This window comes from Ahrensia sp. 13_GOM-1096m (genome assembly GCF_000620605.1).
Classification (GTDB): Bacteria; Pseudomonadota; Alphaproteobacteria; order Rhizobiales; family Rhizobiaceae; genus Ahrensia; species Ahrensia kielensis.
This window is the reverse complement of record NZ_JIAX01000012.1, coordinates 84,519-108,247: the sequence shown is the minus strand read 5'-3', so window position 1 is coordinate 108,247 and position 23,729 is coordinate 84,519. Positions and strand designations below refer to the sequence as shown.

16 protein-coding genes and 1 pseudogene are annotated in these 23,729 nt (G+C 48.3%); 6 read left to right on the top strand and 11 right to left on the bottom strand.

The genetic code is table 11. From position 1 onward, the window contains the following. Window positions 1-85 precede the first annotated feature (85 nt). Window positions 86-1,066 carry an SIS domain-containing protein gene (locus N530_RS0109850; RefSeq protein WP_018689143.1) on the top strand — a complete coding sequence of 327 codons (981 nt, stop codon included), beginning with the start codon at window positions 86-88 and terminating at the stop codon, window positions 1,064-1,066. On the opposite strand, the gene hemH is transcribed toward N530_RS0109850, so the two are convergent. From hemH to N530_RS0109820, 6 genes are all read right to left on the bottom strand, one after another. After that, window positions 1,067-2,116, bottom strand: coding sequence for a ferrochelatase (gene hemH, locus N530_RS0109845; RefSeq protein WP_035266844.1), 1,050 nt, complete (start codon window positions 2,114-2,116; stop codon window positions 1,067-1,069). A 148-nt stretch (window positions 2,117-2,264) separates the two neighbouring features. Beyond that, entirely contained in the window at window positions 2,265-4,349 is a 2,085-nt protein-coding gene (locus tag N530_RS0109840; RefSeq protein WP_026480568.1) for a 5'-nucleotidase C-terminal domain-containing protein, read from the bottom strand. A 200-nt stretch (window positions 4,350-4,549) separates the two neighbouring features. Then, window positions 4,550-4,915 carry a hypothetical protein gene (locus tag N530_RS0109835; RefSeq protein WP_155851965.1) on the bottom strand — a complete coding sequence of 122 codons (366 nt, stop codon included), beginning with the start codon at window positions 4,913-4,915 and terminating at the stop codon, window positions 4,550-4,552. A gap of 173 nt (window positions 4,916-5,088) precedes the next feature. Further along, entirely contained in the window at window positions 5,089-6,327 is a 1,239-nt protein-coding gene (locus N530_RS0109830; RefSeq protein WP_026480566.1) for a saccharopine dehydrogenase family protein, read from the bottom strand. A 135-nt stretch (window positions 6,328-6,462) separates the two neighbouring features. Beyond that, window positions 6,463-7,557 carry a carboxynorspermidine decarboxylase gene (gene nspC, locus N530_RS0109825; protein ID WP_026480565.1) on the bottom strand — a complete coding sequence of 365 codons (1,095 nt, stop codon included), beginning with the start codon at window positions 7,555-7,557 and terminating at the stop codon, window positions 6,463-6,465. 220 nt (window positions 7,558-7,777) lie between these two features. After that, on the bottom strand, window positions 7,778-8,257 hold the full coding sequence (locus N530_RS0109820) for a hypothetical protein (protein WP_026480564.1): 480 nt from the start codon (window positions 8,255-8,257) through the stop codon (window positions 7,778-7,780). 44 nt (window positions 8,258-8,301) lie between these two features. Between N530_RS0109820 and N530_RS0109815 the strand changes: the two genes are divergently transcribed. Next, entirely contained in the window at window positions 8,302-8,928 is a 627-nt protein-coding gene (locus N530_RS0109815; protein ID WP_051540877.1) for a TetR/AcrR family transcriptional regulator, read from the top strand. Between the two features lie 154 nt (window positions 8,929-9,082). Here the strand turns inward: N530_RS0109815 and N530_RS0109810 are convergent, their stop codons facing one another. Beyond that, entirely contained in the window at window positions 9,083-10,906 is a 1,824-nt protein-coding gene (locus tag N530_RS0109810) for a M3 family oligoendopeptidase (RefSeq protein ID WP_371179702.1), read from the bottom strand. Window positions 10,907-11,076: 170 nt separating this feature from the next. On the opposite strand from N530_RS0109810, the gene N530_RS0109805 reads away from it, so the two are divergent. Both N530_RS0109805 and N530_RS17815 read left to right on the top strand, forming a co-directional pair. Further along, entirely contained in the window at window positions 11,077-12,606 is a 1,530-nt protein-coding gene (locus N530_RS0109805; protein WP_026480561.1) for a sigma-54 dependent transcriptional regulator, read from the top strand. Between the two features lie 251 nt (window positions 12,607-12,857). Further along, complete coding sequence (locus N530_RS17815; RefSeq protein ID WP_051540876.1) at window positions 12,858-14,768, top strand: DUF882 domain-containing protein; 1,911 nt, start codon at window positions 12,858-12,860, stop codon at window positions 14,766-14,768. Between the two features lie 62 nt (window positions 14,769-14,830). On the opposite strand, the gene N530_RS0109795 is transcribed toward N530_RS17815, so the two are convergent. The 4 genes and pseudogenes from N530_RS0109795 to gltB all read right to left on the bottom strand — a co-directional run. Further along, window positions 14,831-15,103 carry a DUF2312 domain-containing protein gene (locus N530_RS0109795; protein WP_018689133.1) on the bottom strand — a complete coding sequence of 91 codons (273 nt, stop codon included), beginning with the start codon at window positions 15,101-15,103 and terminating at the stop codon, window positions 14,831-14,833. 148 nt (window positions 15,104-15,251) lie between these two features. Beyond that, the gene (locus tag N530_RS0109790) at window positions 15,252-16,712 is read right to left on the bottom strand and encodes a glutamate synthase subunit beta (RefSeq protein WP_026480560.1); all 1,461 of its coding nucleotides are present in this window, start codon (window positions 16,710-16,712) and stop codon (window positions 15,252-15,254) included. Window positions 16,713-16,723: 11 nt separating this feature from the next. Further along, window positions 16,724-17,053, bottom strand: a complete 330-nt coding sequence (locus N530_RS0109785; protein ID WP_018689131.1) for a heavy metal-binding domain-containing protein — start codon at window positions 17,051-17,053, stop codon at window positions 16,724-16,726. 3 nt (window positions 17,054-17,056) lie between these two features. Next, window positions 17,057-21,679: pseudogene (gltB, locus tag N530_RS0109780) on the bottom strand (glutamate synthase large subunit); the annotation flags it as partial. A 518-nt stretch (window positions 21,680-22,197) separates the two neighbouring features. Here gltB and N530_RS0109775 point away from each other — a divergent pair. Continuing rightward, window positions 22,198-23,244, top strand: a complete 1,047-nt coding sequence (locus tag N530_RS0109775; protein ID WP_018689129.1) for a low specificity L-threonine aldolase — start codon at window positions 22,198-22,200, stop codon at window positions 23,242-23,244. 173 nt (window positions 23,245-23,417) lie between these two features. Continuing rightward, complete coding sequence (locus tag N530_RS0109770) at window positions 23,418-23,726, top strand: DUF2282 domain-containing protein (protein WP_026480558.1); 309 nt, start codon at window positions 23,418-23,420, stop codon at window positions 23,724-23,726. Window positions 23,727-23,729: the final 3 nt, after the last annotated feature.

Genomic DNA, 23,729 nt, shown 5'->3' with positions numbered 1-23,729 from the left:
CTGAAGAATTTCGTCTGTCACAGCTTGCCGCATGGACAAATTATTCTGGGTAACGTAGCCCTCTCAAAAACGGGAAAGCAAAATCATGGCTCATTCATCCGAAAAAACCGGCGTCGCTTCAGCACTGCGAACGCTAAACATCGAAAAAGCGGGTTTGGATGCTGTCAAAAATGCACTCGAAAACGGCCTTGGCGAACCTTTTTCAAAAGCAATTGAATTGCTCAAAAACATCAAAGGTCGCGTGATTATTTCAGGCGTAGGCAAAAGCGGTCATATCGGCTCAAAAATTGCAGCAACGCTCGCATCAACCGGCACGCCTGCTTATTTCGTTCATCCAGCTGAAGCCAACCATGGCGATTTGGGTATGATTGCTAGAGGCGATGCGATTATTGCCATGTCATGGTCTGGCGAGTCGCGCGAACTTGGCGGCATTTTGCATTATTCACGGCGCTTTGAAATTCCGTTGATCGCCGTCACATCCGGCATTAATTCAACCTTGGCCAAAGAGGCCGATATCATATTGGCACTGCCTAAAAGCGAAGAAGCCTGCCCGCATGGATTGGCACCAACGACGTCCACAATCATGCAAATGGCGCTCGGCGATGCGGTGGCGGTTGCACTTTTGGAAGAGCGCGGTTTTACAGCAACCGACTTTGAAAAATTCCACCCCGGCGGACAGCTTGGCGCTAATTTGAAGCGGGTTGCAGAAATTATGCACACAGGCAACGAATTGCCGCTGGTGGCTGCAGGCACGCATATGCGTGAAGCAATCATCACAATCAGCCAAAAAGGCTTTGGCTGCGCCGGCGTTGTTGCAAAAGACGGTAGCTTGTCAGGCATTATCACCGATGGTGATTTACGCCGTCACATCGAAGGCGATCTGCTGTCTATGTGCGTTGATGATGTGATGACCGTCAGCCCAAAGACGATCACACCCGATCATTTGGCCGCCACCGCACTGACCATCGTCAATGAATCAGGCATCACAACCTTGATGGTTGTGGACGGCAAAAAACCCGTCGGCATTCTCCACCTGCATGATCTGCTGCGTATCGGCGTTGCTTGATTAGATCCAGCCTTGTAACTCGCGCCGAACCATCGCTTCAATAACGCTCATACCGCCCTCGCTATCGTTCAAGCATGGGATATGCGTATAATGATGGCCGCCATTTTCTTCGAAGATTTCTGCGCCCTCTACGGCGATCTCTTCCAATGTTTCAAGACAGTCTGAAACAAACCCCGGATTGATCGTGGCGATTTTCGTAATGCCTTGTTTTGGCAATGCTTCTACCGTTTTATCGAAGTAGGGTTGCAACCATTCTTCTGGGCCAAAACGCGACTGAAAAGTCGTCATTAATTTACCCTTTTCCCAGCCAAGACGTTCCTCAAGAAGGCGCGATGTTTTCAAGCACTGGCAATGATACGGATCGCCTTTTTTGAAATAGCTCATCGGAATGCCGTGATACGAAGCAATGAGGCGCTCAGGCTCCCAATCAAGACCAGCCAAATGTTCTTCAATAGAACGCGCGATTGCCTCAATGAAAATCGGTTCATCATGATATGAAGGCACGGTACGCAAAGCTGGCATGAACCGCGTTTTCATCAATGATTCAAAAACTTTGTCATTGACCGTGGCAGTGGTCGCAGCCGCATAATGCGGATAAAGTGGAAAAGCGACAATCCGGTCGCAGCCTTGATCTCGCAAAGCCGTGATTTTCTCATCAATCGATGGCTTGCCGTAACGCATTGCCCAATCAACGATGACATTCTCATGCGATTTTAAAGCAGCTGACAATTTGTCAGATTGCGACCGCGTATAGGTGCGCAAATAGCTTTCATCCAGTTCTTTATTCCAGATCGTCTCATAAGCCTTGCCGACTTTACCGGGCCGCGTATTGAGAACAATGCCATACAAAATTGGATACCAGAGCGCTTTTGGCCACTCAATGACGCGCTTATCAGTCAAAAATTCCTGCAAATAGCGGCGCATCGACTTAAAGTCTGTACCATCTGGCGTGCCCAGATTGACGAGCAGCACACCCACCTTGTGGATTTTAATACTCGGGTGATCCGCAGGGAGCGGACCGACGGCTTTAGCCAATTCAGGATCAATCATAATAGACACTTCATTTCAGTGCAGCTTCAGGTCACACGGTAAATAGACCTCGGGACCAATGTTTCAATGCGTCAAAATGGTCCGCGTGATAAATAAAATCCCCGCCAAGCTTGAGCCTGACGGGGATGCAACGAGCAAGAAAGAGAACTTACTTCGGTACGTTCAATGTTGCGCCGATTTCTAGGTCGCCCGCTTTAAACTGCGGGTTTGCTTCTTGAAGTTTAGTGTACATTTGACCTTTGCCATAGAATTCTTTGGCCAAATCCCACAAAGTATCACCAGCTACGATTGTATGGGTTTTCATCTCCATAGCCTCTTCAGCCACTTCCTCTTTCTTCATTTCTTCGCCTTCAGCCATTTCAGCTTTTGACGCTTCAACTTCAATTTTTGGACTACTTGTTGAAAGATCACCGGCACCCAGCGTTGTTTCAGGAACGGCAACGTCTACTTCAACGTCTTTGACCATATCAACCGGTGGCGCAATTTCAATTACCGGACTCGAAACTGACAAATCACCAGCACCTAAAGATGTTTCAGGAACCGTCACTTCAACTTCTGCCTTCATTTCTGTTTCGGCAGCAGCTTCTTCAGCAGGCTTTTCCATTTCAGCTTTTTCCATAGAAGAAGCTTCTGAAATACGCCCGTCCGTATAAGGCGTGTACGGGTTATTTTGAGCTAGATAATCAGCAAGAACTTGCTCCAAGCCCGGACCAAAATCATAGGCATTGGCAGCATCAACAAACATGCTGTAGCCGTCACCGCCATTGCGCACATAATTATTGGTTGCAGCCAAATATGTCGCGTCAGGGTCAAGTGCAGAGAAATTACCTTCTGCGTCAGCAACCATAACTTCGGTGATACGGCTACCCGGTTCAGCGCTCTTATCGAAGGTGTATTTCATGCCCGCAACTTGCGGAAAACGTCCAGCACCCTCTTCGATCTGACCAACACCATTTTCAAGCGCAGCCAGAAGGTTAGCCCCTGTTGTCTCAAATGTTGCAAGTGTGTTCTGGAACGGAAGCACAGATAGCGCTTCGCCCATTGTCACTTCACCGGCATCAATTGAAGAGCGAAGACCACCGCCATTTGTGATGGCAAGAACAACGCCTTGAGCTTTGGTGCGATCAAGCAGAGCGTCCGCAACGAGCGTGCCCATTGAACATTCACCCGCACGGCAAACATCGCGGCTACCGTCGATCACATCAGTGCTTTCACCGATGACCTGAACTTTAAGCTCTTCAATCGGACCACCAAGTTCTTTAACGCGTGCAAGAACATCGGCATTTGGCTCAACGGACGCATCCAAAAGATGCGGATCGCCGCTAGCAGAAGTGACATTGCCCTCATCATCGAAGACAACTTTCAACTCGCCCAAATATTTTGAATAGGCATAAGCCTGAACAATCGGCACGTCTTTGCCCGATGGGTTTTTAACATTCAGCGGATAGCTGCCCGCTGCATTTTCATCCGTGTTGGACAAAAGTGTGTGGCTGTGGCCACCAACGATCACATCAATGCCGTCTACGGCTGCAGCAATCTCTTTATCGCGCGTCAAACCAACGTGAGAAAGCAACACAATTTTGTTAATGCCTTCCGCTTCAAGCGCAGCAACAGCGCCTTTCAAATAACGCACTTCATCAAGGAAAAGTACATCTTTACCAGGGGAAGATGTTTCATCGGTATCCGTTGCCAAAACAGACAAAATACCAACCTTCTCGCCGCCAAGTTCCTTAATTACATAAGGCGTGATACCGCCCTCAATGCCTGTGCTTAAGCCAGCCATTGTATTGCCAGAAATCACGGGGAAATTGACATTGCCAAGAAACTTTTTCAAACCTTCTGGACCATCATCAAATTCATGATTGCCAACGGCCATCGCATCAAAGCCCATGCCGTTCATAAATTCGGCAGCAGCATCACCTTTATAGGTGGTGTAGTACAAAGAGCCTTGGAATTGGTCACCAGCATCAAGAAGAAGAACGTTCTTTTCTTCGCCCGTCAAAGCAGCGCGTCGCTCATCAATTTTGGTTTGCAAACGGGCAACACCGCCAAAGCAAGCGCCTTCGGCTTCATCTTCAGCGCCGCAGGTAGAATCATATTTGTTGATCGATTCAATGCGCGAATGCAGATCGTTGATATGCAAAATGTTTAATTCATAATCAGCAGCCGCGAAGCTAGTGCTCAGCGCCAATGCTGAAACACTCATCGCAGCGATTGCAGCAATCTTCTTCATGATAGTCTCCCTTAAGCCTATTAAATATCGCGGCGCCTTATCTTGGCAGCGCGATAGACAAATACCGTAAATCAATGTGGCAATGAATCAGCACGCTCGTCAACGAAGAAACGCCATCCAAACACACAAAATCCCGCATACTCGCCGTATACGGGATAATGAAATCAAACTGTTACAATTTGAGACAGTTGGAAGCGTTCTTATGCGCGTGTGAGCGAGAAGTTCAGCCCTGAATCATTTGTGCAATTCATCAACGTGCCGCCAGTAACGAGCAGGCAATTCGCGACAATCGTTTTTTGCTGAACGCTTGAATAAGACGAAATCTGGATCGTATTATTGTTGACATAGCGGTAGGTTCCGTCAGCAACTTTATTGCCAGTATCAGCAGCCGTTCCAACGAAACTACCGTTGCCGAAAACATATGACGCCAAGCCGCCCTGATTCCAGTTACCTTCAGCAAATGTCGGTCCTGCTACAGGACGCTGAGATGGGCCAGAAGGCCCTGTCGCGACACAGCCACTCAACACAATGCCAGCAACCGCAATTGCCTCAGTCGATTTCATCATCCGCATCTTTTCTACCTTCTAGAACTTTCTTTGAAGCTCTCTTTTAAATCAATTTTAACTAAATCAACAGCTAAATTTACGCTATAAAACTTATAGTTAAAATAGGCACGTCAATTTTCGCTCGATATTATAGCGATATGTGAACGGCGCTAACGCGCCGCCCCACTTTTCACCTAGAATGTAAGCGCGCGATCACCATCCGCATCTTTAATGCGTGTCGGCAAACCGATCTCATTAAGAAGATTCAAAAACGGCTTCGGATCAAGGTCTTCAACATTGGCCATTTCGCCCACATCCCATGTGCCATTGGCGATCAACATCGCAGCAGCAACGGGCGGAACGCCAGCCGTATAGGAAATACCCTGACTGCCAACTTCGTTGTAAGCTTCTTTGTGGTCGGAAATATTATAGATAAAAACTTCCGCAGGTTTGCCGTCTTTCGTGCCTTTAACAATATCGCCAATACAGGTTTTACCCGTGTAATCAGGCGCAAGGCTTGAAGGATCAGGAAGAACAGCTTTGACCACTTTCAGCGGAATAACTTCCAGCCCTTCGGCCGTTTTAACCGGTTGCTCCGACAAAAGGCCAAGGTTTTTCAGCACCGTAAATACATTGATATAATGATCGCCAAACCCCATCCAGAAGCGCACATCGGCTTCAGGATAGCGGTTTGAAAGTGAGTGAACCTCATCATGGCCTGTCATATAGGCCTTTTGTTTGCCAACAACTGGCAGGTCATATTCTTGGCCCACTTCAAACATTTTGTTCGATTGCCAAGCGCCTTTTTGCCAGCTGTAAACAGTACCCGTAAATTCACGGAAATTGATTTCCGGATCAAAGTTTGTCGAGAACCATCTGCCGTGCGATCCTGCATTAATATCAACGATATCAATGCTTTCAACAACATCAAGATAATCATCGGCAGCCAAACGCGCGTAAGAGTTCACAACACCTGGATCAAAGCCAACGCCGAGAATTGCGGTCACATTAGCGTTTTTACAAGCATCGCGGCGCTTCCACTCATAATTGCCGTACCAAGGCGGCGTTTCGCAGATTTTATCCTGCTCTTCATGGATAGCCGTATCCATATAGGCCGCGCCCGTGTCGATACACGCTTGCAAGACGGTCATGTTCACGAAGGGTGAGCCAACATTGATAACAATCTCGCAGCCCGTTTGTTTAATCAGCGCGGCAACCGCTGCTGTATCGGTTGCATCCAGCGCATGGGCTTTGAACACGCCATCAACTTTCATCGCTGATTTTTCGTGCACAGATGCAATGATTTCATCGCATTTGGACACCGTGCGGCTGGCAATATGCAAATCGCCAAGCACATCATTGTTCTGCGCACATTTATGCGCCACAACCTGTGCAACACCGCCCGCACCGACAATCAAACAGTTCTTTTTCAACGCTCAAATACTCCTTTTGAGGATTACAACCGACCTTTAGAGCCTTTTGTAATCAGGTTGAACCGCAAAGCGGCTCTTTAAATTATTGCCGCAAGATTATAGCGAAAAACCAGTTCCCGCTTTTCGAATCTTGCTCTAACCGTGGCTGCTTTCAAATTCGTCGTAGCCAAATTCACGGCACAAAGTCAAAGAACCATCCAGCTCTTTGATGACGATGGACGGCATTTTTACGCCGTTAAACCAGTTCTTTTTAACCAGCGTATAGCCAGCAGCATCGCCAATCGACAGCCGGTCGCCAATTTTAAGCGGCTCTTTAAATGAGCGCTCTCCGAACACATCACCTGCTAAGCATGATTTGCCGCAGATCATATAAGCGTGCTCGCCTTCGCTCTCCATGCGCGCGCTTTCGCGGTAAATCAGCAAGTCCAGCATATGCGCTTCAACCGAACTATCAACGATAGCCAGTTTCTTTTCATTCTCCAAAAGATCAAGAACCGTGACTTCTAAGCTTGCCGTTCCGGTGATCGCCGCTTCGCCTGGCTCAAGATAGACTTGCACACCAAACTTTTCGGCAAATGCTTTGAGGCGCGCCGCCAACTTGTCGAGCGGATAATTCTCGCCCGTAAAATGAATACCGCCGCCAAGGCTTACCCATTCCAGCTTTTGCAAAAACGAACCAAACTCGTTCTCAATGCGCTCCAATTGCGTGGAAAACTTATCAAAATCATCGTTTTCGCAATTATAGTGGATCATCACACCGGAAATACGATCAGCATAAAGATGCAGTTTTTCAACATCCCATTCACCCAAACGGCTGAACTTGCGCGATGGGTCTGCCAAATCAAAACCAGAGGTCGAAAACCCCGGATTCAAACGCAAGCCACGCTTGATATTTGCGGTTTTATTATCAAACCGTTCAAGCTGGCTGGCTGAATTAAAGATAATCTTATCGGCGTAAGAAACCGCTTCATCAATTTCATGATCAGCCCACGCGACAGAATAGGCATGGGTTTCTTTGCCGAATTTCTCACGGCCAAGCTTTAGCTCATAAAGGCTGCTCGACGTTGTGCCATCCATATGATCGCGCATCGTGTCGAAAACTGGCCATGTGGCAAAACACTTCAATGCAAGCAAGCATTTGGCGCCAGAAGCTTCGCGCAAATAGTCCATCTTTGCCATATTAGCAGCCAGTTTGGACCGGTCGATCAAATAGTAAGGTGTTTCCATCAGGTTCCTGCTTGCCCTTAGCTTTACGCCAGCATAGAGGCGATCAATGATACAATCTTATGACAAACGGGCTTTTAGGTCAGCCCATCGATTTAAGATGTCCATGTAGGCGATCGCGCACGCCGCGCAACCCCCTATAATCAAGTTGTTCCGATCAGGTCACATTAATTCTTTGTCTCGAACTGTCCAGTAAGGTTAGCATCAAGCCAATACGCCTTCCCTATTACCCACGTCGAAGCAATTTACTATCGTGTCGCAAGATAAACCAATAGGTCCAACCGATCAGGATGATTTGCAGGGGTGCGCGTAGCAGAAGATAGACAGGGCCCCAAGCGTGACCGCCCATTGGTGCATGATTGATGGCACCATAAACATTTACCGGGAAAAAAAGTACAAGCATTGCAGCGGCAGCCCAGCCAGCCAAAGGGCGAGTGCGCGGGATCAGGAGTGCGGCAGCGACAGCAAATTCCGCCAACCCCGTTACATAAACCAACAACAATTTTTTCGGCATAAAGCTTGGTAGCATAGCGACCATTTCAGCTGAACGAACAAAGTGCCCTATTGCGAAAAACCCAAAGGCGAGTGTGAGTGCAATAACGCCCGCCATATTAATGCTCGGTCGAAGAGGTGTCGTAGCATTGATGATCCAAGCCATCATTACGGGGATAAACAGAATGCTTAAAATAATCAGTGGTGTCGTCATAATTGATCTCTTGATTGGTTATCTATGCGGTGTATAGATAGTGTATGAAACAAAAACCTGTCAATCAAAATCTAAACACTGATAAGATTAGCGAAAAAAAGCGCAATTATCATCATGGTGAGCTGAAAGCCGCATTGATTTGCGCTGGAGAAAGCATCTTATCTGAACGCGGCGTAGAAGGGTTTTCACTGCGAGAAGCGGCAAGGCGCGCGGGCGTGTCACCTGGTGCGCCGTCACACCATTTTGGGGATGCTCGCGGCCTACTGACAGCAATTGCCACGCGGGCCTTTAAAGATCTTGCCTGTAAATTAATTGAAGCCAGAGAAATCTCGCAGCAACGAGAAGAATGTATTCTAGCGCAATGTCTTGCCTACGTTGCATTTGCACAGGACAATGCGGCTAGATTTGATTTAATGTGGCGCAAAGCCATATTGGACCAAAGTGATCCAGAATTTGCGCATGAAAGCCTTGCAGCATTTTGGGCAATTCAGGAGACTGTTGAGGGGGCTGTCGACAAAGAAGCACCGATGCACACGCAAGTCTCCCCAGCAACATATGCAGTGTGGTCGCTTGCGCACGGCTTTGCAGATTTAAAACGCAATGATGTAATCCCGGAAGATGCGGATAATCTTCTCAAACAAATTTTAAAGACCCTTAGTCTCAAGGTGTAAGGCAGCACAGTTGTAAAGTGCTGTTATCCTTGAGACATTCAATTTGTTGATTGTAGCTTTTCACTAAACTCTTCGTAAGAGGCATTTCCATTAACTGCCACGTTTAAGAAGGCCGATGGAGGAAAATGAACGCGACATCGCCTGAGTGCGATGCCTAATCTTCCATCGCTTCAAGCTCATCAATGATCTCTTCGATAACGCTTAAACCCTTTTTCCAAAATTCAGGGTCAGAGGCGTCAAGGCCAAACGGAGCAAGCAATTCTGAATGATGTTTGGTGCCGCCCGCGCGCAACATATCCATATATTTATCCTGAAATCCGCTCTCGGCATTTTGATAAACCGCATAGAGCGAGTTCACCAAACAATCACCAAATGCATAGGCATAAACATAAAACGGCGAATGGATGAAATGTGGGATATAAGCCCAGAAATTTTCATACCCCTCATTGAGTTCGACCGCAGGGCCTAAGCTTTCCGCCTGCACGTCCATCCAGAACTGCCCAAGCTGTTCGGAGGTAATTTCCCCTTCACGACGCGCTTCATGGACTTTGCGTTCAAACATATAAAACGCGATTTGGCGCACGACCGTATTGATCATGTCTTCGGCTTTTTGCGCCAGCATTGCTTTTCGTTCACGCCGATCTTCAACCTTTGACAGCATGTAGCGGAATGTCAGCATCTCGCCGAACACAGAAGCCGTTTCAGCCAATGTAAGCGGTGTCGAAGCCATCAACGCACCTTGATCACCGGCAAGCACCTGATGCACGCCATGCCCAAGCTCATGCGCCATCACCATCACATCGCGCGGTTTGCCCAAATAATTGAGTAGCACGTAAGGGTGAACCGACGGCACGCATGGGTGAGAAAAAGCACCCGATGCCTTGCCTTCACGAACAGGTGCATCAATCCAATTATTATCGAAGAACAATTGCGCGATATCCGCCATTTCAGGCAAAAACCCATTATAGGCAGCAAGGACGGTCTCTTTCGCATCGTCCCACGCAACAACAGCATTGGGCGTTTCAGGCAGCGGTGCATTACGGTCCCATGAATTGAGCTTTTCCATGCCCAGCCATTTTGCTTTCATCGCATAATAGCGGTGCGAAATACGCGGGAAGCTTTCGCGCACGGCTGCAACCAATGCGTCCACAACCTCGCGCTCAACGCGGTTATCCAGATGGCGGCTGTCGGCCACATCTTCAAAGCCGCGCCAACGGTCAGAAATTTCCTTGTCTTTTGCCAGCGTGTTCGTGATCAAAGTGAAAAGGCGAATGTCTTTACCGAATTTATTCGCAATCGCTTCAAATGCTTTTTTGCGGACTTCACCATCCGGCTCCTGAAGCAAATTGAACACACGCTCAGAAGGCAGTTCCTTGCCATCAACCTCAAAACGCATCGCGTTGGACGTTTCGTCAAAAAGACGGTTAAACGCCCCGCGGCTGGTTAAGGATTTTTCATGGAAAAGTTGCTCAATACGATCTTCCAACTGGTAAGGCTTATCTTTCCGCAAATCTTCAAGCCACGGCTTGTAATGCGCCGCCAACTCATCTTCTGAAATTGCTTTTTGCAATTGCTCATCTTCAAGCAAATTTAGCTCAAGGCCAAAAAACAAAAGATGCGAGCCAGCATCGGTCAATTTTTGCTGTGCATCGCCATAAAATTTCGCGCGCGCTGGATCAGACGTATCACCAGCATAGAGCAAACCAGCGTAAGAGCCGATGCGACCTGCAATTTCTTGAATCTCTTCAAATTGCTTGACCGCCTGGCCTAATTTTCCATTGGCAACAGCAATAGCCAACTTGCCTTTCCATGCCTCTTCAAACTCGGCACTGCCCGCTTTCACCTTGTCAAAATCGTCAGCCAATTCTTTTGAATCCAGCGACGGATACAAATCTTCCAACTTCCATTTTGGCAAGCGCGTTTCATCTAATGTGTGAGCACCGCTTTCAGTGACCGCTGCCCAATTTTGAGGCTTCATTATTTCAATCACATCTTTAGTCATTGGAGACATACCATTTCCCGTTAGCCGGACTTAAGCAGACAATTAGCTGCAATTTTACCGTTTAAGTTAGGGCCGTATTTAGCCGATTGTGCCAATTTGTTGCTGAACTTCAAATTCAACTTCGTTACTAAGCTTAAGGACAGAATTTGTCAGCGCAAGTCAACAAATCTACGATTTTAATTGTCGACGATGATCCGGTGCAACGCCGCATCTTGCAAGCGGCAATTGAAAATATGGGCTATAAGACTTGGTGCTGCGAAAATGGCGAAGCAGCAATTGATGCGCTTTCCGGCAATCACTCCTGTGATATCGACGCAATGGTTTTGGATTTGATGATGCCAGGCATTGATGGTCACGGCGTTCTAAAGTTCATGCGCGAACACGGGATCAACAAGCCAACGATCGTTCAAACGGCACAAGGCGGCATGGAAACAGCGGTCAAAGCAATGCGTGCAGGCGCGTTTGATTTCGTTATTAAACCCGTATCGCCTGATCGGCTGAAATCCTCACTGTGCGACGCCCTTAAAATTGAAGCTGTTAAAAGCACACCAAAGAAGCAGCACATCGAAGCAACATTCAACCGTGCTAATACGCAAAAAATGATTGCGTCGACAGACACCATGAACCGTGTCGCAGAGCTGGTGAAACGTGCTGCAAACAGCGATATCCCTGTCCTGATTGAAGGCGAATCCGGCACCGGAAAAGAATTAATCGCAAAATCCATTCAAGCCAGCAGCGATAGAGCAAACAAACCACTGGTCATTGTTAACTGTGGCGCAATCCCAGAAAATCTGGTCGAGAGCATTTTGTTCGGCCATGAAAAGGGAGCCTTTACCGGCGCAACAGAAAAACACACAGGCAAATTTGTTGAAGCCAATGGCGGCACGTTGTTTCTTGATGAAATCGGTGAATTACCACTCAGCACGCAAGTTAAAATACTGCGCGCCATTCAAGAAGGCGAAGTCGAACCGGTTGGCTCAAGCACCAGCCGCAAAGTCAATATCAGGCTTATTTCTGCGACCAACCGCGATCTTATTGCAGCAGTGCGCGAAAACCGTTTCCGCGAAGATCTTTATTACCGCCTCAATGTATTTCCAATCTTGGTGCCACCGCTGCGCAACCGCCGCGGCGACATTAGAGGCTTGGCCGAACATTTTATCGCGCGCCATAACGCCAGTCAGCAAGGCTTCGCAGCACAGGCCATTTCTGATGCAGCCATCCACTTGCTTGAGCGCTATGATTGGCCGGGCAACATACGCCAACTAGAAAACACGATTTTCCGTGCAATGGTATTATGTGATCGCCTCACGCTCGACCTGCAAGACTTCCAACATATCGCAGCGCAAGTCGATTTACCGGCAGCAACGCATCAGCAGAGCCAAATTCAGGCCGTGAACGCGCCAGAACTTGCACCCAATTATCCAATCGGGCGAAGCGATGTTGATATCGCGCCATCAGATTTTGATACTGAGCTTTCAAGCATAGACAATTTAATGCTCGAAAATGATGGCCATATACGCCCTCTTGTAGAGATTGAGAGGCTCGCCATAAAACATGCAATCACCCATTATAACGGGCAAATGAGTGAAGTTGCACGGCGTTTGGGCATTGGTCGCTCGACACTTTATCGCAAACTCAAGGAATTTGGAATCGAGCCAGAAACACTGGTTGAATAGCTATCCAACGTTAAGCATCTGCTAACCATAAACCGAATACGGCCCCCAATAGCCCCTTTCGTCATTGTTCCACCGCATTTTGCGTTGATTACATTGATTGAAATGGACTGTTGATGGTGGACTTTGGCCACAGGCTCTCTATGTAAGTTAAGGCGTTTGCAATTGAAAATTCACAATGGCACAACGCTAAGAGCCGGTTAACCATAATGATGTATTCAGTTCTGGTTTATAACAACTAAGAGCAGCGTGCCTTGATTTTTGATAATAAGTTTAAAAACCAAATATCGCATAATTCTGGCAGAAGCTTTCTAGCCAGATTTATTGCCGTGTTCACCATTTCGGTTCTCGCAAGCGTCAGTTTTGCGGTCGAAGCATCGGCTGAAACCCGCTCGCTCAAGCTTTATTACATCCACACAAAAGAAAAAGAAAACATCGTTTTCAAAAAGAACGGACGATATGTCTCTAGCGGTCTGGCAAAGATCAACCGCTTTCTGCGTGATTGGCGCCGTAATGAGCCGACCAAAATGGACCCTGCGCTTTTAGACTTGGTCTGGGAAGCGTACCGCGCATCCGGTTCGCGTGAATATATACACGTTGTTTCAGCCTATCGTTCACCTGCAACCAACGCGATGCTGCGTAAAACGCGCGGCGGACAAGCGACAAAAAGCCAGCACATGCTTGGTAAAGCGATGGATTTTTATATCCCCGGCGTACCGGTGAAAAAACTCCGTGAAATTGGCTTTAAACTCGGCGGCGGCGGCGTTGGCTATTACCCGCGTTCAGGCGTGCCTTTCGTTCATTTAGACACAGGCAATGTGCGTGCTTGGCCGCGCATGAGCCGCAGCGAATTAACAAGGCTCTTCCCGCGCGGTGGTACTTTGCATTTGCCACCCGATGGCAAACCTTTGCCTGGATACAATCAGGCGCTTGCTGCTTACAAAGCAGGTAAACGCAATGGCGGCGGCCCTATTATTGAAGATAAAAAGCGCCGCAGTGGCAATCTCTTGACTGCTCTCTTCGGTGGACGCGACGAAGAAGAAGACAATGAAGAAACAACGGTTGCCACACCACAAGCTCCGGCTCGTGCAAAAGCAGCGCCAAGACCAGCAGACACGCCAGGAACGCTTCTTGCGTCATTGCCGACCCGTTCTTTGCCTGTCCCTTCTTCTGCCCCTAGAAACCGAGCAATTGATAGCGCTGTACCTGTCGCAATTTCTGCGCCGGTTGCTGCACCTATTCCAGCACCTGCGCCAACTCCTGTTCCACAAGTTGAAATTGCCAGCGCGCCGGAACTACCAACATATCAAATTCCGGTTCCATCAAGCCGCCCTACCGTTTTGATCGCCCGCGCCGAGCCGCCTGTTGATAGGCAATCCGCGCAAGATTTAGAAAACGCTTTAGCGCGTGCAAATCAAGCGCCGCAGGCCCAGCCGCAAGCACCTGATGGCAATGTTGCAATTGCTGCTGCAATCAACAGCAATGTCGAGGCAGCACCAGAGCAAGAACAAACAGAGCTTGCTTATGCAATTCCAATCCCGACACCAGCGCCGCAGCGTGCAGTGCGTGAAACGGTTGAACTTGCCAGCTTGCCAACGCCAAAACCATTAGAGCGCGCGACAAGCAATGAGACGAGCCCTACTGAAACGATTGCAGCTTATGCACCGCCAGATAGAGGCATCACAATCCCGACAGCCACCGTGCCGCAAACGCCTGTAGCAGCAAGCCCTGCGCCTACGAAACCCGCAGCTGAGTCTGTTGCAACCAAACCTGCCGAAACATTAGTGGCATCGCTTAATGTTTCCGATCAAACATCTTCAACAGCCAAAGGTTCACGCCCGACAGCAAAAGACATTGCTAGTACGGCTGCACCAGCGGCAAAGATTATTCCCGTTGAAGAGATTGATCACTCACGCTTTGGATCATGGACCACAGCCAGCGCATCGATAACGCAAGACGGACGCGCAAGCGAACGCCCTGATTTCATTCAAAATGCAACCCGCGCTGTTCCAAATGTGGTTTACACATCTGGCTTTTCTAAAGACCCACCGCCGGACACAAATTCATTCAGCGGCAATGCAGTAACATTTCTTGCTGTTGCAAAGTTCGAAGGTAATGGCGGCGAAGGACGCGGTGAACCGCTTCAAATTCGCGTACCGAACTAATTAAAATCTAAGCAATAAAAAAGGCTGCCAATTGGCAGCCTTTTTTAGTTCGGGTAAAACCCTTATTCGTCAGAAGGCGTCGTATCTGCTGGCGCCATACCAAGCGCATGTAGATAGAGGTCAAGAACCGCCTCATGCTCCAATCGCTCATTCATATCTTGCTTACGAAGCGCTACAACTTTGCGAAGGACTTTGACGTCAAAGCCATTGCCTTTAGCTTCCGCATAAATTTCTTTTATGTCGTCTGCGATCGTTTTCTTTTCTTCTTCAAGACGTTCGATCCGCTCGACAAACGCACGAAGCTGATCACTTGCTACACCCTGAACATCAGACATTTTGAAAACTCCACTGGAATGATTGAAGGCTTCAATTGCCGTAGCGAATCGAACGGGTCAAGCAAAAACAGAAGAAATATTTGGCTGAATTGAAACGCAGCGCAAAATAAAGGGCAGCGCGAAGCTGCCCTTGAATTTAGCCAAGCTGTTAGCGTGGCAGGATGGATGATCCCATCAGGAATTCGTCCACAGCACGCGCTGCTTGGCGTCCTTCGCGAATAGCCCAAACAACCAAGGATTGGCCACGGCGCACATCCCCAGCAACAAAAACCTTATCGACAGATGTTTTGTAATCTTTGTCATTGGCTTTGACAGAACGGTTGCCACGGCGGTCCGTGTTCATTTCAATGGCATCGCCGAGTTCACTCACAACGCCGCTATCTTCCAGCGGGCCAGCAAAGCCAATCGCGATGAAAGCAAGGTCGGCACGAATATAAAACTCAGAACCTGCAACAGGCTCGCGCTTTTCATCAACTTCGCAGCATTTAACATGCGTTAGCTGCCCCTCTTCGCCGATGAATTCGAGTGTCGCCACCTGAAACTCGCGCGTTGCACCCTCGGCTTGCGAAGAAGATGTACGCATCTTTGTTGCCCAATAAGGCCAAACTGTAAGCTTGTCTTCTTTTTCCGGTGGCTGCGGGCGAATATCAAGCTGCGTTACTTTCACAGCGCCCTGACGGAATGCCGTGCCAACGCAGTCAGATGCAGTATCACCGCCGCCCACAACAACAACATGTTTGCCAGATGCTAAAATAGGCTCTGAACGCCAAGCAACGCTTTCAATCGATGTTTCTTTGCCCACGCGTTTGTTTTGCTGAACAAGATAGTTCATCGCTGGATGAACACCGAACAAATCATCGCCCGGAATACCCGCTTCACGCGGCACTTCAGAACCGCCGCAATAAATGATTGCATCAAACTCGGCTTGTAATTCTTCAATGGTCTTATCGACACCGATATTCACATTGGTGTGGAAGGTTACGCCCTCGCCTTCCATCTGCGCAGCGCGGCGATCAATATGGTGCTTTTCCATTTTGAAATCAGGAATACCGTAACGCAGCAAGCCGCCGATACGTGCTTCACGTTCAAAAAGATGAACATCATGACCAACACGCGAAAGCTGCTGAGCTGCTGCCAGACCCGCAGGACCGGAACCAATAATCGCAACTTTTTTGCCTGTTTTTTCTTCCGCAATCTGCGGCTCGAAGAAACCATATTCTTCTGACTTATCGGCCAGCGTCTGTTCAATCGTTTTGATCGTTACCGGCGCATTTTCAAGGTTAAGCGTACAGGCTTCTTCACATGGCGCTGGACAAATACGACCCGTAAATTCTGGGAAGTTGTTCGTCGAAAGCAAATTGCGAACAGCTTCTTTCCAGTTTTTATTATAAACCAGATCATTCCAATCTGGAATTTGGTTGTGAATTGGACAGCCGGTCGGTCCATGACAATAAGGCACACCGCAATCCATGCAGCGCGTTGCTTGTTTGACAACTTCGCTATCATTGAGCGGAATTGTAAATTCTTTAAAGTGGCGGATACGGTCCGAGGCCGGCGCATATTTGGCCGTCTGACGGTCGATTTCCAAAAAGCCTGTCACTTTACCCATATCATAAATCCTTAGCTAGCCAGCACAACGGCTGTACCGGTTGCGGACACCATCAACATGGAGCCGCTATCACCCGCTGTTATATTCTCATAATCTATATCCACACCAATGACCGCGTTGGCACCCAAATTGTGTGCTTCAGCTTGCATCTCGGATATAGCGATTTCGCGCGCTTCACGTAGCGCCTTTTCATAGGCGCCAGATCGGCCCCCGACGATATTGCGAATACCAGCAAAAAAATCACGAAAGATGTTGGTGCCCAGAATTGCTTCCCCAGTCACCACGCCTTTGTAATCAGTAATACGCGCGCCTTCTATAGAGTTTGTCGTTGATATAATCATGACTTACTCCGCCGCGACCATGCCGCGCATTGCTTCCATTTCTTCCAAAGCACGACGATATTCTACCGGCATCACTTTGCGGAACTTAGGACGATATTCTTCCCAATTATCCAGAATCTGCGCTGCGTGTAATGAGCCACTGTACATTTTGTGGTTCGTGATCAGCTGCAAAAGACGCTCTTCATCGTGGCGTGTCATGTCGCCCGTAACATCAACACGGCCTTTATGCGCCAAGTCGCCGCCATGGTGATGAAGCTTCTCAAGAATATCATCTTCTTCCGGCACTGGCTCAAGTTCAACCATCGCCATGTTACAGCGTTTTTCAAACGTGCCATCCTCATCAAGCACATAAGCAACGCCGCCAGACATGCCCGCCGCAAAGTTACGGCCCGTATTGCCAAGAACAACAACGACACCGCCTGTCATATATTCACAGCCATGGTCGCCGCAGCCTTCAACAACGGTCACGGCACCTGAGTTACGAACAGCAAAGCGCTCGCCTGCCACACCGCGGAAATAGGCTTCACCCTGGATCGCACCGTATAAAACAGTGTTACCCACAATGATGCTATCTTTCGCAACGATGTTTGAATTTTCTGGCGGACGCACAACAATCCGGCCACCACATAGGCCTTTGCCCACATAGTCATTGCCATCGCCAACAAGGTCAAACGTCACACCACTCATCAAGAATGCTGCAAAACTCTGTCCAGCTGTACCCGTAAGTGTCACATGAATTGTGTCATCAGGCAGACCCTTATGACCAAATGCTTTCGCAACAGCACCCGACAACATCGCCCCTGCAGAACGATCAACATTGTGGATCGGTGTTTCGATTTGCACAGCTTGCCTGTTTTCAAGCGCAGGCTTTGCTTGCTCGATCAGCTTGCGATCAAGGATTTTGTCAATCGGATGTTTCTGGCGCTGTGTCCAATAAGTCTCTGATTTTTCAGCTTCTGGCTTGAAGAACAATTTTGTGAAATCAAGACCCTTGGCTTTCCAATGCTCAATCAATTGCGCTTGGCTCAGCATTTCGCTTTGACCAATAATGTCATCAAGCTTGCGGTAGCCCATTGCAGCCAGCCATTCACGCACTTCTTCAGCAACATAGAAGAAGTAATTGATCACATGCTCTGGTGCACCTTTAAAGCGCTTGCGCAGTTCAGGGTCCTGCGTTGCAACACCAACCGGACATGTATTCAGATGACATTTACGCATCATGATACAGCCAGCAGCGATAAGCGGTGCTGTTGAGAAACCAAATTCATCAGCCCCAAGAAGAGCGCCGATAATAACATCGCGGCCTGTTTTCAAACCACCATCAACCTGAAGTGCGATGCGCGAACGAAGCCCGTTCATCACAAGTGTCTGATGTGTTTCAGCAAGCCCCATTTCCCATGGAGAACCGGCATGTTTAAGCGATGTAAGCGGTGACGCGCCCGTGCCACCATCATACCCGGAAATTGTAACGTGGTCGGCACGTGCTTTAGCAACACCAGCCGCAACCGTGCCAACACCAACTTCTGATACCAGTTTGACAGAAATATCAGCCGCAGGGTTCACATTTTTCAAATCATAGATCAGCTGTGCCAAGTCTTCGATTGAATAAATATCGTGGTGCGGCGGCGGTGAAATCAAACCAACGCCCGGTGTTGAATAGCGGGTTTTAGCAATTGTCGCGTCAACTTTGTGACCCGGCAACTGACCGCCTTCACCTGGCTTTGCACCCTGTGCAACCTTGATTTGAATCATGTCCGCATTGACAAGATATTCTGTCGTTACACCAAAACGGCCCGATGCAACCTGCTTGATCGCAGAGCGCTCGGGATTTGCCTTGCCGTCCGGTGTCGGCATGAAACGGTCTGGCTCTTCGCCGCCCTCACCCGTGTTTGACTTACCGCCAATGGCGTTCATCGCACGTGCAAGTGTCGTGTGGGCTTCACGCGAGATTGAGCCAAAGCTCATCGCACCCGTTGAGAAGCGCTTAACAATCTCGGCTGCCGATTCTACTTCATCAATTGAAATAGGATTATCAGACGTCTTAATGTCAAACAGGCCGCGAATGGTGTTCGCACGCTCAGTCTTAGCGTTCACTTCAGCTGCAAATTCCTTATAGGTGCTATAGGAATTTTTGCGCACAGCATGCTGCAAATTCGCAACCGCATCCGGCGACCAAGTGTGGTTTTCACCGCGCATACGGTAAGCATATTCACCGCCAACATCCAGCGCATTGCGCAAGACTGGATCATTTGAAAATGCGAGCTCATGGCGGCGTAAAGTCTCTTCTGCAATCTCAGCAAGACCAACACCTTCAATCGTTGTTGCTGTGCCAAAGAAGAAGCGATCAACAAATGACTGGCGAAGACCAACCGCATCAAAAATTTGCGCGCCGCAATAGGATTGATAAGTCGAGATGCCCATTTTGGACATAACTTTCAAAATACCCTTGCCGATAGATTTTATATAGCGCGTTACAACTTCATAAGTATCAACTTCTGGCGGGAACTCGCCCTTCTCATGCATATCAAGCAAAGTGTCGAAAGCCAGATATGGATTGATAGCTTCTGCGCCATAACCAGCAAGCAGGCAGAAATGATGCACTTCACGCGGCTCACCTGTCTCAATCACAAGACCAACAGATGTGCGAAGCCCTTTGCGGATAAGATGATGATGCACAGCAGCCGTTGCTAAAAGCGCAGGGATTGCAATGCGGTCCGCAGCAATTTTACGGTCTGAAAGAACGATAATATTATAGCCGCTATGAACAGCTTTTTCAGCACGTTCACACAATTGTTCGATGGCAGCTTCCATGCCCTCGGCACCATTTGCCGCTGGATAGGTATAATCAATCGTTTTGGTGTCAAACAGGTCTTCCGTATGACCGATTGAACGAATTTTCTCCAAATCACCATTGGTAAGGATCGGCTGGCGAACCTCTAGGCGCTTGTGAGAAGACGCACCTTGCAAATCCAAAAGATTAGGACGCGGACCGATGAATGAAACAAGGCTCATCACCAGTTCTTCGCGAATTGGATCAATCGGCGGGTTCGTAACCTGCGCAAAGTTCTGCTTGAAATACGTATAGAGCATTTTTGACTTGTCGCTCATCGCAGAAATAGGCGTGTCGGTTCCCATAGAACCAATGGCTTCCTGACCCGTGGTTGCCATCGGCGACATCAGGATTTTTGTATCTTCCTGCGTATAGCCAAATGCCTGCTGACGATCGAGCAAAGACGCATCGGTGTTTGGCTCACGCGCAGCAACCGGCTTTAAGTCTTCCAAAATAAGCTGCGTGTCCTGCAACCATTTTTGGTACGGATTAGCATCGGCCATCTGCTGCTTGATTTCAGCATCAGAAACAATTTTGCCAAGCTCCATATCAATGAGCAGCATTTTGCCAGGCTGCAATCGCCATTTGGTAACGATACGCTCTTCTGGAACTTCAATAACACCGGCTTCTGACGCCATGATAACAAGGTCATCTTTGGTCACGATATAACGCGCTGGGCGCAGACCATTACGGTCTAGCGTCGCACCGATTTGGCGGCCATCTGTAAAGGCAACCGCAGCAGGCCCATCCCAAGGCTCCATCAATGCAGCGTGATATTCGTAGAAAGCTTTGCGGCCTTCATCCATTGAATCATTGTTCGACCATGCTTCTGGAATAAGCATCATGACAGCGTGAGTTAGTGAGTAACCACCCTGAACAAGAAACTCTAATGCATTGTCGAAACATGCAGTATCAGACTGGCCTTCATAAGAAATCGGCCAAAGCTTTGCGATCTCATCACCAAAAAGCGGCGAAGAAACAGAAGCCTGACGCGCAGCCATCCAGTTAACATTACCGCGCAGCGTGTTGATCTCACCATTATGCGCAACCATGCGATAAGGGTGTGCGAGCTTCCAGCTTGGAAATGTATTTGTCGAAAAGCGCTGGTGCACCAATGCGACCGCTGTTTCAAAACGCGGATCGGTCAAGTCTGTATAATAAGGCCCAACCTGATCGGCCAGAAACATGCCTTTATAAACAATTGTGCGGCACGACATTGAAACAATGTAGAAGCCATTGTCGCGGCCTTGCGTCTCTTGGAAAATCCGGTTCGAAATCACTTTGCGCAAGACATAAAGACGGCGTTCAAATGCATCTTCGTCCAAGCCCTCAGGACAAGCAAAGAAAACCTGAATGTGCCAAGGCTCACTGGCTGCAATTTCTGGCGCTTTAGAAAGCATGCCATTGTTAACAGGCACATCGCGTACAGTGATCAGATCAACATCTTCAGCCATCGCACATTCGGTAATAATACCCATGCAATGCGCACGCAGATCTTCTTCCTGCGGCATAAATATATGCGCAACAGCATAAGCGCCCGCTTCAGGAAGCGAGACATCATCTTCTTCTAAGACTTCGCGGAAAAACGCGTCTGGAATTTGCACCAGCATGCCAGCGCCGTCACCCATAAGTGGGTCTGCACCAACCGCGCCGCGGTGTTCAAGATTTTCCAGCATTGCCAGACCTTGAGAGACAATCTCGTGAGACTTTTTGCCTTTCATATTGGCAATAAAGCCAACACCGCAGGCATCATGCTCATTGCGCGGATCATAAAGACCCTGCGCTGCAGGCATACCGCGATTGACCGTATCCTTATGTGCCGTGGCCGTGCGTTTGTCCGCAGAAAAATCGCGTTCAGTTGCATTCAAAGATGGCGTCAATTTCGTCATCATAACCCTCCGGCATTTTTAAAGATGGTCCAGCTTGGACCGTTCGACATATTCTGCTTTAGAAAAACAGAAACACCCACACTTATATATGACAATGCGGCGTAACCTGTCTCGTCACTGGAAATATCCAGCGGCGTCCTCAAGTCAATCGCCTTGTTGGAGTTTGTATGCCCAAACTTTAGGCACTAAAACGCGCAATCATCGAAGACAATCACACGAATTCCAAATTAGGACAGCATTGCTGACCTGATCTATGGCAGACTTCTAAAAAATTACAAGGCGACACAACTGGATTGATACCTACTTTTTTGCGGTGCAATCGAAAAAAATCCAATTAAGTGCAGATATAAGCTGTTTTAGCGTGTCTTAATGGCGTTATTATGGGAGTAACCAATAGATAATCATCAAACTCAAGGTCAGGTTTTATGTTCTTCGCATCGGATAATTGGGCAGGCGCTCATGAGAAAATTGCAAACGCAACAGCTAAGCAGGCTGGCAGTTTTCAACCATCTTACGGCAATAGCGAAGTCGATAACAAAGTGAACGCTAGGTTCAATCAACTGTTTGAGCGCGACGTAAATGTTTATTTCGTCGCCACAGGCACAGCGGCTAATTCGCTGGCGCTTGCATCTGTGAACAAAACGGGCGGCATATCATTTAGCCACCGCGAAGCGCATATTATGGAAGATGAGTGCGGCGCACCTGAATTTTTCACAAATGGTGCACGCCTCCGCGCGGTTGATGGTCCACTTGGCAAAATCGATCCTGCGAATTTGGCAAAGGCTTTGGAGCAGTTTCCCCAAGGCTCACTAAATGCCGGACAGCTCATGGCGATTACGATTACGCAGGCCACCGAAGTCGGCGCGCTCTATACATTGGCTGAAATTAAAGAGATTTCAAAAATAGCCAAACAATATGGCCTGCCACTGCATATGGATGGTGCACGCTTTGCCAATGCAATTGCAGCGCTTGGCTGCACACCAGCACAAATGACGTGGGAAAGCGGCGTTGATATTTTGTCGTTTGGCGGAACGAAAAATGGTTGCTGGTGCGCAGAAGCGCTCATCTATATGGACCAAACCTACACAAGTGACGTGCCATATCTACAAAAGCGTTCGGCGCAATTGTTTTCTAAAACACGTTTCATAGCCTCACAATTTGATGCTTATTTAGAAGACAACCTTTGGCTAGAACTTGCAGGTCACGCCAATAAAATGGCCGCGCTATTGGCACACAAAATAGATAGCAGCACCACAATGCGCATGGCATGGCCATGTCAGGCCAATGAAGTGTTTGCCATTATGAAGAAAGATCACGCTGATAAAGCCAAAGCGGCAGGCGCCCAATTCTATGATTGGCCAGCGCCATACGGCATGGACAACCTTGTTAAAGACGATGAATATCTCGTGCGCTTGGTGACCAGCTTTGCAACAACACCAGCACAAATTGAGCAATTCGCAGCGCTAATGTAGTTTTTTCACACAATAGAGGTCGATAAGCTCACCATTTCGTGAGGATGACGTGCGATAACCTCGCATCCTCTTCATTTCCTTTTGATTACGTTTTTTGAAACTCTGTTGAAGACCGGCGCGGAGGCTACGGTCCACAAAACAGCAATTATAAAAACGATAAAAGGAAGTTACTCATGTCTAATGCAGTTAAATCTACCGTATCAGCAGCCGTAATGGCTTCTGCAGTTGCAGCAGCAATTGCAGGTGTAAACCTTGGCACAATCAACGACGCGCACGCAGCAAAAGAAAAATGCTTTGGCGTTTCACTTGCAGGCCAAAACGATTGTGCAGCAGGCCCAGGCACAACATGCCAAGGCACATCAACAATCGATTATCAGGGCAATGCTTGGAAATATGTTGAAGCTGGTTCATGCGAAACAATGAGCGTTGGCGAAAACAAAGCCGGCTCTTTGACAGCGCTTACACGCGATGTTCCTGCTTAAGCA